Raw genomic sequence first — 10,198 nt, forward strand, 5'->3', positions numbered from 1 at the left:
ATTTAGACATTTCGGCCTCCTAAGTAGGCAAGGCCGAACCTCCAGCGCTTTTTCCAGAACACATAGCGCCTTCGAGTTACCGTTGATGGTCCCTGTGAGGTGGCCGGTTGAGAACCCCCGGATGGTCATCTGGCGCGGGTTCCTACGCCGCGTCTGGGGGATGAAACTGTTGCGTAACTGGCCACCTGCTTCGGGCAACGTGAGTGCAGGCAGCGCCATAATAGCTGCAAATCTGGCATTGTGCGATCATGGGCGGAAGCAGTCAGCTTTCAGCCAGGCCGAAAAGCGGATCGGTTTTCAGGCCACCGAAAACGGTCGCTACGTTCGTCGCATGCCAAAACGCAATCCCAATCGGACCACCACCATTTGCAAATCGTAATTTACGAACGTAAACTGAACGCACGTTGATGGTCCCTGTGAGGACTCGCAATTCAGCCTCCTAATCTGGATTGCACAAAAACCGCCTTCCCTAAAGGCGGTTTTTTTTTGCCTGCTGGAAAGTGAATCCAGTGTAACCCACAGATGGCTGGTTCTAAACATTCGTGGCAATCGTTCACTGGCCGTCAGCCGAGAAAACCGTTTGTCCAACACGCTCGTCCTGAGCGACCTGGACTACAAAGGTGGGTTTGCAGTCGCGGCGCTCGCCAGCAGATGGCGGGCCCTTTGGCATCGATCAATAAATTCCACACGGTCGGGCTAAGTATTTTCTGCTGAAACAGCATCGTGGTTGCGCGAGGGTGTACTCGGCTTCGAGAGGACACCCATGAAACTGCCGATCCGAAAATATCTGCCCATCGCCGCAGGACTGCTCATCCTGGGCGGCATCATCGCGTTCCAGCAATACCAGCTGTCGACTCTGTCTCGCGCTGTGAACGGAGCAGCAGAGAAAATTTCCATCGACGCACTCCAGAGCAGGGTGAGCGCGATCGACGATCGTCTCGACACTGTGTCAGGCAAACCCCTGGTCACGATGGAAGACTTCCGTGTTAGCCAGCAAACACTCTCGAGCCGGATTGATGCTGTGCAAGCCACGGCAAAGCAGGCCCACGAAGCTGCAGTTGAAGCCACTCGCTCATCCGCGACTGCAGGCGATCTCCTGGTACTGAAAGCCGACCTTGAGTCGCTTGACGGCAAACTGCAGAAAATGAGCAGGCCACAGGCCCAGGCAACTGCACCAGCTCCTAAAGCCTCCACTTCCAAACCGAAGGCGAAGCCCGCACCGGTTAAAGCCACGCCCATCCCGCAAGAGCCTCCGCCATTTCAGATGGTCGGTCTCGAATACCGAGGTGGCGAGCGCTTTCTGTCTGTTGCCCCCACCGGTAGCACGCGACTGAGCCAGATCTACCTGCTTCGGCCAGGCGAAGTGGTCAGTGGCAGCACCTGGCGACTCAAGGCTGTAGATGAACGAACTGCAACCTTCGACGCCGGCGGCACAACCCGAACCCTGAGCATCCAGCCTTGAGAAAAGCATCATGAATCTACCGATCGTTCGAGCCATCGCCTGCGCCTGCGCATTTACTGCTGCGGGCATTGAAGCCGCGCCGCTTCCTTCCGCTGCAGGAGGAGCGGCCCCCAGTGTTCAACAGCTCACCAGCGAAAGCACCCTGTCGGAGGACAAGCTTCATGATAAAGCAGCGCAGGAGTGGGGCCTGACCTCCAAGGAATACGAGCGATATCAAGAGGTGATGCAAGGGCCTCGGGGGGTGTATTCGCCGGGGCTTGACCCGCTCACTGCACTCGGAATCGAAGCCCGATCGGATAGTGAGCGGCGCCGGTATGCCGAGCTCCAGGTTCAGGCAGAGCGTCAGCGAGTCGACAGGGAGCTCGCCTACCAGCGAGCCTACGATGAGGCGTACCAGCGTCTGTTCCCGGGCATCAATGCCATTGAGATTTCGGCCTCCCCTTCGGCCCGGGCCGGGTCCGGGAGCGGCCCAGCTCTGGAAGGTAACGGGCGAATGGCACTCTTCGTCAAAGACGACTGCCTGCCCTGCATCGACCAGGTCAAACGCCTGCAGGCGTCCCAGACGCCGTTTGACCTCTATTTCGTCGGCAGCCAGAACGACGATGAGCGGATTCGCCGCTGGGCAATTCTCGCGGGTGTTGACCCGTCCAGCGTTAAAAGCCGACTGATCACACTCAATCATGACCAGGGCCGTTGGATTCGCCTCGGTCTCGGCGGCTCGCTGCCAGCGGCCGTGACGCAGGTGAACGGATCATGGCGCCGTCAATGAGTTGGTGGCAGCTCTGCCTTCTGCCGGCGCTACTGCTCGCCGGCAATGCGTGGGGCGTGGAAGATCCGCCACCAGCTTACAAGGCGATCGCCATCAGGCACGGGGTTCCACCGGTCGTGCTCTATTCAGTGGCGCTGCAGGAAAGCGGCACCCGCCTTCGGGGTCAGCTTGTCCCCTGGCCGTGGACGTTGAATGTCGCGGGCACCGGCTATCGCTTCGCCACCCGCGCAGATGCTTGCCGAGCGCTGTTGGTCGCAATTGCGACAGCTGGGCCCGCTCGAGTCGACGTGGGACTGGGGCAAACCAATATTCGCTCGAACGGGCATCGCTACAGCTTTCCCTGCGAAGGCCTGGACCCCTACAAGAACCTGGCGGTGACCGCCCAGATCCTGGCTGAGCAAAAGGCCAAGGGGGGAACCTGGATCGATGCTGCCGGGCGGTATCACCGCCCGGCAGGCGGCGCGCCGGCGGCAAAGTACCGTGGCTACTTCGCGAAACATCTCAGCCGGGTCACCGGCATCAATTTCGAGGTACGGACCCCATGACATATCCCCACGCCTGGCGGTCACACGTCTTGCAAGTCCTAGCCTTCGCGATAGTGACCAGCCTGGCCCTACCCACCAATGCTGACCAGCAAGCGGTGCTCACAGTAGTGGAGGACCGCGGCGGAGCATCCGCATTGCCCTACTACCAGGACATTGAGCCCGAGCCTGCGCACGCTCCCCCGGTTGTGACTGGTGTCAGGGCTGGAGGGGCTTTCCCGGTGTTGACTCCAGAACTGAGCCCGGGCCCAGTACAGGGACGGGTCATCAATGCAGCTGGACTGCAGCCGATGTTCATCGTCGGGGATGATCCAATGTCGCAGGCCTGGCTCAAGCAGAATCTGCCGGCACTTCAAGGCCTGCAAGCAGTGGGACTCGCCGTGAATGTCGGCAACGCAGCACGACTGCAAGAGATCCGCCGCTGGGCTCCCGGGTTGCAAGTGATGCCCGTTCCTGCCAGCGATATTGCTGGTCGCTTGGGGCTGCAGCACTACCCGGTGCTGATCACAGCCACAACCCTTCAGCAGTGAGACCCGGTATGCGCCCAACACGACCTGTATCGCCGGTGTTCACGCTGATCATCAGCCATCCCCTGCATCGACCCGGCCGGGAGCAAATGATCGAGCAGGTCCGCCACGTGAGCGAGCTCTACGGTGCGCGCTTAACCGGGATCTCCGAGTTCAACGAACACGCATTCGCCCAGCGCCTGGCCGAACGGCTGACTCCGGACCAGGTCGAGGCAGCACGCGCTGAAGCCGACGCCCTGACCTACACCTCGAGGACGTGAGATGGCGACATATACCCTTGAATCTCTGCTCCGCCCCCCAGTGGAACTATTCACCACTGCCGTCTGCTATGTAGCGGCTGCACTCTGCATTGGCGCACCCTGGGCTTTCGCCCTGACACCGTTGTTCGGGATTGTCGCCGCCCTGGGCTTTATCTATCTGGGCACCATTCGGCTCCTGCAGGCGCGGAGGGTCCTACGCTACCAGGCGAATCTACGGCGGCTGTCCCACTACACCATGACCAGCGCTGAAATACCGATCAGCAACGAGCGCCTGTTCATCGGTCGTGGATTCCGGTGGACACAGAAGCACACGCAACGCCTGGCCGACACCTATCTTCCCCAGTTCGCGGCCTACGTCGAGCCGACGAACCTCTATATGCGTGCGCGCTGGCTGGAAGAGCGTCTGGAGTTCGCCCCCTTTCCACTGAAGCTAATCACCAAGGTCACTGGCTGGGACTCCAACTGGAACCCCGCCAGGCCGCTGCCACCCGTGGGTGGCCTGCCCAGACTGCATGGAATCGAGCCTGATGAGCAGAACGTTAGCCTGCCTCTCGGTGAGCGCGTGGGCCATACATTGGTGCTGGGAACCACACGGGTAGGCAAGACTCGTCTGGCTGAGGTCTTCATCACGCAGGACATTCGCCGAACGCATCGACGCGGGCCGCGAGTCCGTATGGGGCGCCGGAGCCAAACCTCCCATCGCTGGAGCCGGCGCCGGCGTGCAGAGGCACAGGCCGACCACGAGGTTGTGATCGTCTTCGATCCGAAAGGTGATGCGGATTTGCTCAAGCGCATGTACATCGAGTGCAAGCGCGCCGGACGCCTCGACGAGTTTTATGTGTTTCACCTGGGCTGGCCGGACATTTCCGCGCGCTATAACGCCATCGGCCGCTTTGGTCGGATCAGCGAGGTCGCCACCCGTATCGCTGGCCAGCTCTCCGGCGAGGGCAACTCTGCTGCGTTCCGGGAGTTCGCCTGGCGATTCGTCAACATCATCGCGCAGTCGTTGGTCGCCCTGGGCCGCCGCCCTGACTACGAACAGATCCGCCGGCACGTCATCAACATCGACGAGCTATTCATCGAGTACGCCCAGAAGTACTTCGCAGAACATGATCCGAAGGCCTGGCAAGCCATCGTTGAAGTTGAAGGCAAGATCGATCGGAAGAACCTGTCATTCGCCATGAAGGACCGTCCGCTGCGCGTCGTGGCCATCGACATGTACTTGACCCAGAAACGCATCAACGACTCTGTCATGGATGGCCTGCGCAGTGCCGTGCGCTACGACAAGACCTACTTCGACAAGATCGTCGCGTCCCTGCTGCCGCTTCTGGAGAAACTCACCACTGGTCGTATCGCTGAGCTACTCGCGCCCGACTACCTGGATCTCGCTGACCAGCGACCGATTTTCGACTGGATGCAAGTGATTCGGAAGCGCGCGGTCGTATACATCGGCCTCGATGCGCTGTCCGACACTGAGGTCGCTGCGGCGGTGGGCAACTCGATGTTCAGCGACCTGGTCTCCGTCGCCGGTCACATTTACAAGCATGGCATCGATGATGGTCTGCCCGGCCATATGGCCGGTGGCAAGGTTCGCATCAACCTCCACGCTGACGAGTTCAACGAACTGATCGGGGACGAGTTCATCCCCATGGTGAACAAAGCCGGCGGCGCGGGCATGCAGGTCACCGCCTACACCCAGACCATGAGCGACATCGAGGCGAAGATTGGCTCGAAAGCCAAGGCCGGCCAGGTGATCGGTAACTTCAACAACCTGTTCATGCTGCGCGTCCGTGAAACTGCGACTGCCGAGCTGCTGACCAACCAGCTGCCCAAGGTGCAGATCTATAACAGCACCCCGGCGAGCAGTGCGAACGACTCGGTCAACGGGAAAACAGCATTCACCTCGAGCTCACATGACCAGGTGCAACTGGCGAGCGTGCCGATGATTGAGCCCGCCCACGTGGTCGGGCTGCCCAAGGGGCAGGCCTTCGCGCTCATTGAGGGTGGGAACCTCTGGAAGGTCCGCATGCCGCTTCCCGCGAACGACCCCGACGAGGTCATGCCCGGCAATCTGCAGGACCTGGCCGCAGGCATGCGACGTTCGGCGGCGTCCTCAAGCGACTGGTGGGAAGCCCCGGGCTATCAGGAACTGAAATCTGCGTTACCCGAAGACCTGGTTGAAGATTTCCGTCAGGTGGCCACCGATGACGCAGCTTGAGGTGTAGGCCATGGCAGACGACGTTTCAAAGAAGGCCGAACAGCAGCAGGAGCGACAGGAATCGCTGTTCAGCAAGATCTTCTGGTTCCCGTTCAACTTTCTCGGAGTGATGTTCGGCTCGCTGCTCGTCGCCATCTTGGTCGACTGGGTATGCCTGTACTTCTTCTGGCCAGAAGCCGGATGGCGACACGGTCAGCAAATGCTGGTCAGCGAGGTCAGCTGGTTATCCAAAGGCTTGGTCCACAGTGCCATCGTCCAAGAGCCGGGACGCACTGCGACATGGCTGGTCACCGAAGCTTATGACTGGCTGATCGTGAAGACCGGGATGCTCAGCTGGGTCCAGGGGATGGAGTCGATCGCCCACGCCGGGCCCCGCAACGAGATGGACATGCGCTACTGGGCCGCGCAAAGCGTCACAACGGTCCAGAACTATGTGCTGGCGGCTCTCTTCACCGTTCTGGTGTTTTGCGTCCGTTTGGTTGTATTGCTGATGACCATACCGCTGTTCGCCATGGCGGCACTGACGGGCCTGGTCGACGGCCTAGTGCGCCGAGATTTGCGCAAATTCGGCGCAGGTCGCGAATCCAGCTACCTCTATCACAAGGCCCGCGCAACGATCATGCCGTTGGCTATTTTCCCCTGGACCTTCTACTTGGCACTCCCGATCAGCATCAGTCCCATGCTGGTGCTGCTCCCCTGCGCCGCCCTGCTCGGTGTGTCCGTGAGCATCACGGCCGCGAGCTTCAAGAAGTATTTGTGAGGAAGAGCACGATGCAATGGACCCACGAACAGTCGCCGATCATCCAGTCGGAGGCTCCGAAACTCCTCATCCAGGCCGGCGCCGGCAGTGGAAAGACCACCACGCTGGTGGGATACGCTCAACATCACTCCCGACTGCGGATTCTCTATCTCTGCTACAACAAGTCAGTGGAGATCGCCGCACGGGGACGCTTCCCGCGCAACGTGGTGAACAAAACCGCACACGGCCTGGCATACGCCGTCTATGGCACACAGTTCAGCCATAAGCAGACCAACAACTTGCGGCTGACCGACATCGCCCGTGCGATCGATACGCAGGACTGGGAGTTGGTCAGAGACGTGCTGACCACCCTCAACAACTACATGGCCAGCGCCGACGATCTTATCGAACGCTGCCACTTTCCGCGGCTCCGTGACCGGCCGATGCTTACCTCCGCCCAGGAGCGCTACCTGAAGCAAGCGCTCGTAGCAGCGATGGGCATCTGGAAGCGAATGACTGACCTGCAGGACACAGCGGTGCAGATCACGCATGACGGTTACCTGAAGCTGTACCAGCTGAGCAAACCCGATCTGAGCCAGCGCTTCGACTGTGTTCTGCTCGATGAGGGGCAGGACGTAAACCCTGTGATCGCAGACATCGTGCGCATACAGAGCATTCGCAAGGTGGCAGTGGGTGATCGTCATCAGCAGATCTATCGCTTTCGAGGCGCGGAAGATGCTCTCAACGCCAGCTGGATGGCCGGGGCTGAGAAGCACTACCTGACCCAGAGCTTCAGGTTTGGGCCGGCAGTCGCCCATGTCGCCAACATCATCCTGTCCTACAAGGGAGAAACCAGGAAGCTGCAGGGACTGGGCGAGAAGACGTTAGTGAAGAAAGCGCTGCCGGCTGGACTGCCGCACAGGACGTACATTCATCGAACCGTCATTGGGGTGATTGAAAACGCTCTGTGCCTGGTCACCGAGAAGCCCAAGATCTACTGGGTTGGCGGCATCGACAGCTACTCAGTGCGCGACCTCGAGGACCTGTTCTATTTCAGTCGACAGCAGCGCGACCTGGTCCAGAACAAAAAACTGCTCCGTGACTACCGGGACTATGCCCAGTACGTAGAAATCGCCGAGGTGAGCCAGGACAGCGAGATGATCCGCTCGATCAAGATCATCAACATGTATCCGGATCTGCCCCAGCGAATCTTGGCTCTACGCTCATGCACGGTGGATAAGGAGCTTGACGCAACTATTACGTTGACCTCTGCCCACAAGTCGAAAGGCCTGGAGTGGGATTTTGTCGGGCTCTTCGACGACTTCACGTCAGACCCGCTCTCACCGGATATCGATCCAGGCCGACGAGATGATGAGCTGAACCTTCTGTATGTGGCCGTCACCCGAGCGATGAAGATCTTGGCGATCAACAGTCTGGTGCTGTCCATTATGGAACGCTACGTCGACGCGCTCGCCCCCGGGGCACGTCAAGCGCGCGGCTGATTAAGTAAAGGAGGAACCATGAGCAAGAAATTCGAACACCGCGCTGAGTTTGTCGCTATCCCATTCAAGAACACGACTAGCGGCGCATGGATCTTCAAGAGCACGGAGCAGACGTTGGAACCCGATGTTGTGTCTCTCTTGTCCGAAGACGAGCCGCTGCAGACGAAGATGCTCGAGCTCGGCGCCGATGGCTGGGAACTCGTCAGCACGCAGCCAGTGTGCCGAGGGGAGATCAAGGTGGGCAATCAAAATGCCCAGGCCTGGTCCTACGGATTTCCCATGCCGATCGGATATCTGCTCTTTTTCAAGCGCGAGGCCGGGAACAGCGAGTTACCAGCCTGACCCATCCGTTGCCTAGCCTTCATGATCGTAACCAGGGAGAAGGGCCAACATGGCATTGGCTCTTCTGACCATCTCGATCAACTCCGACGAGCTAACTGCCCGACTGTGCTGCAACAGCTCAGCGGCCAGGACCGCTTTATCGTAGCAACCCTCATCTCGGAAATGCACACCGAGAAAGTCCGAGACCCAAGTATCAAACGCCGGCGAACAAGTTTTTTGCTGCGGCATAGGACTCCCCACAGATCAGTATTCCAGTACACCAACTCCCTGGCTTGACTCCGGCTCATCGTAATCGATGCAGTGGGCTCAGGCCGAACTGGGCTGATCAACTGCCTTATCGAGACAGGTTAATTGTACGGTTTCAAACCCTGATTGGCCTCGAGAAAAAATTCTACGGCCCCCAGATAAGTATTTCTTGAGGCGCCCCCCCACCTGGTCTCGGCATTCTGACATCCACAGTCAGTCGTCCCAGAGCCCAGCCGTGAACAAGCCATCCCTCCACCTTGTATCTCCTCGCCGAATCCTGCTTGGCGCGCTGATCAGCGTCAGCGGCGGCTTTTCACTAATACCCAGCGCTCAGGCGGCCGGTGCATCAGAACAGGCCAACATCGAGGTGATGATCCGCCAGCTGAACGCGCTGGAGGACTCAGCTCGCCGCAGCGCCACGATCGCCAGCGAACCTGGCCAGCGCTACTACTTCGACTATGAACGTCTGGCCGGCGATATCCAGCGCGTTCGCCAGGGCCTGCAAGAGTACCTGACCCCAAGTCGCGCACAGCCACGGGATCCGGCAGAGCTGGCGGGAAAATACACCCTCACCGGCGGGCGGATGCCATGAGCATGAGCGGCACTCAAGTCGCAGCTTTCAACGCTGCCAGCGGCATCACCCCGCAGGCCAGCACCGTGCTGTTCGTAGGCACCGTCATCGCACTGTCGACCCTTTGGGGTGCCTGGGCGCTGTACAGCATCTACCGGGGCTGGGCGACCCAGAACATCGACAGAAACATTGCAGCCGCGTCGACCGTCAAGGTCATCGTCCTCCTGCTGATCCTCTCCACACTCGTTCTCAGCTAGCCAAGGAGCTAACCGATGTCTATCCGCACCATCACCAAGTCACTTACCGGCGCCGCCGCAATGATCATGGGTCTGCACCCAGTCATTGCCGCTGCCGCCTTGCCAGGAGCACAAGCCCCCACACGCGGCGAGGGAACGAGCTGGCTGCAAACCATCCAGAACTACGGTTACGACGGTTTCATGCTTATCGGGCTGTTTCTGCTCGGAGGCATGATGGTGGGGGTCGCCTCCCATGCCTACGGCGTTTACCACGATATCCATGAGGGCAAGAAAAAGTGGCGAGACCTGGGGCTCACCGCCGTTGTCGGGATCTGTCTGATCGGCGTTGGCATCTTCATGGTCACCAAAGCTACCGGCGTCCTCTAACTGGTGATGCGACATGGCTGAGACCACTTACCTGAAGGATGGAACGCTCGACTTCCTCCCCCACAACCTGAATAGGCAGCCCATCGTCATGGGTGGCCTCACTGCTGATGAAATGTGGGGAACGGTCGGTGTTTGTGGGGGGGTCGGAGTGATTCTGGGCATCCCTGTGTCGTTCTTGTTCGGCAACCCAGCTCTTTTCATCGCTTGCGCTCTTGTAGGTGGAGCTCTGGGCTTGACCGTGGCAAGCCGAATCCTCCGGAAGATGAAGCGCGGCCGGCCGGACACATGGTTTTACCGCCAGCTCCAGTTCTATAAGGCTCAACACCTCCCCTTCCTCGGTGGCCCCCAGTTGGTCACCCGGAAGGGTGCGTGGACATGCCGTCGTACAGGAAAGTAG

At 59.7% G+C, this 10,198-nt stretch carries 13 protein-coding genes; all 13 read left to right on the plus strand.

Annotated features, from left to right (window positions below; all coding sequences use genetic code 11):
* Positions 1 to 763 precede the first annotated feature (763 nt).
* Positions 764 to 1,462 carry a methyl-accepting chemotaxis protein gene (locus tag ACPRTJ_RS03475; protein ID WP_426428114.1) on the plus strand — a complete coding sequence of 233 codons (699 nt, stop codon included), beginning with the start codon at positions 764 to 766 and terminating at the stop codon, positions 1,460 to 1,462.
* 10 nt (positions 1,463 to 1,472) lie between these two features.
* Positions 1,473 to 2,231, plus strand: coding sequence for a TIGR03759 family integrating conjugative element protein (locus ACPRTJ_RS03480; RefSeq protein WP_426428116.1), 759 nt, complete (start codon positions 1,473 to 1,475; stop codon positions 2,229 to 2,231).
* A complete protein-coding gene (locus ACPRTJ_RS03485; protein ID WP_426428118.1) occupies positions 2,216 to 2,776 on the plus strand; it encodes a lytic transglycosylase domain-containing protein in 561 nt (186 codons plus the stop codon). Before ACPRTJ_RS03480 ends, ACPRTJ_RS03485 begins: the two co-directional genes overlap by 16 nt.
* A complete protein-coding gene (locus ACPRTJ_RS03490) occupies positions 2,773 to 3,303 on the plus strand; it encodes an integrating conjugative element protein (protein WP_426428120.1) in 531 nt (176 codons plus the stop codon). The genes ACPRTJ_RS03485 and ACPRTJ_RS03490 overlap by 4 nt, the downstream gene beginning before the upstream one ends.
* Positions 3,304 to 3,338: 35 nt before the next feature.
* Positions 3,339 to 3,560 (plus strand): hypothetical protein, encoded by a 222-nt coding sequence (locus tag ACPRTJ_RS03495; protein ID WP_009402022.1) that lies wholly within the window; start codon positions 3,339 to 3,341, stop codon positions 3,558 to 3,560.
* Between the two features lies 1 nt (position 3,561).
* Positions 3,562 to 5,778 carry a type IV conjugative transfer system coupling protein TraD gene (gene traD, locus ACPRTJ_RS03500; protein ID WP_426428122.1) on the plus strand — a complete coding sequence of 739 codons (2,217 nt, stop codon included), beginning with the start codon at positions 3,562 to 3,564 and terminating at the stop codon, positions 5,776 to 5,778.
* 10 nt (positions 5,779 to 5,788) lie between these two features.
* On the plus strand, positions 5,789 to 6,538 hold the full coding sequence (locus ACPRTJ_RS03505; RefSeq protein ID WP_023660742.1) for a TIGR03747 family integrating conjugative element membrane protein: 750 nt from the start codon (positions 5,789 to 5,791) through the stop codon (positions 6,536 to 6,538).
* Between the two features lie 11 nt (positions 6,539 to 6,549).
* Positions 6,550 to 8,019, plus strand: a complete 1,470-nt coding sequence (locus ACPRTJ_RS03510; protein ID WP_426428123.1) for a UvrD-helicase domain-containing protein — start codon at positions 6,550 to 6,552, stop codon at positions 8,017 to 8,019.
* A gap of 18 nt (positions 8,020 to 8,037) precedes the next feature.
* The gene (locus ACPRTJ_RS03515; RefSeq protein ID WP_426428125.1) at positions 8,038 to 8,361 is read left to right on the plus strand and encodes a hypothetical protein; all 324 of its coding nucleotides are present in this window, start codon (positions 8,038 to 8,040) and stop codon (positions 8,359 to 8,361) included.
* A 520-nt stretch (positions 8,362 to 8,881) separates the two neighbouring features.
* Positions 8,882 to 9,199, plus strand: a complete 318-nt coding sequence (locus ACPRTJ_RS03520; protein ID WP_028690570.1) for an RAQPRD family integrative conjugative element protein — start codon at positions 8,882 to 8,884, stop codon at positions 9,197 to 9,199.
* Positions 9,200 to 9,201: 2 nt separating this feature from the next.
* A complete protein-coding gene (locus tag ACPRTJ_RS03525; RefSeq protein WP_023660746.1) occupies positions 9,202 to 9,435 on the plus strand; it encodes a TIGR03758 family integrating conjugative element protein in 234 nt (77 codons plus the stop codon).
* Positions 9,436 to 9,495: 60 nt separating this feature from the next.
* Complete coding sequence (locus ACPRTJ_RS03530; RefSeq protein ID WP_225624753.1) at positions 9,496 to 9,801, plus strand: TIGR03745 family integrating conjugative element membrane protein; 306 nt, start codon at positions 9,496 to 9,498, stop codon at positions 9,799 to 9,801.
* A gap of 13 nt (positions 9,802 to 9,814) precedes the next feature.
* Positions 9,815 to 10,198 (plus strand): TIGR03750 family conjugal transfer protein, encoded by a 384-nt coding sequence (locus ACPRTJ_RS03535; RefSeq protein WP_023660748.1) that lies wholly within the window; start codon positions 9,815 to 9,817, stop codon positions 10,196 to 10,198.

Origin of the sequence: Pseudomonas palmensis, from assembly GCF_049942755.1 — a bacterium.
GTDB classification, from domain to species: Bacteria; Pseudomonadota; Gammaproteobacteria; order Pseudomonadales; family Pseudomonadaceae; genus Aquipseudomonas; species Aquipseudomonas palmensis.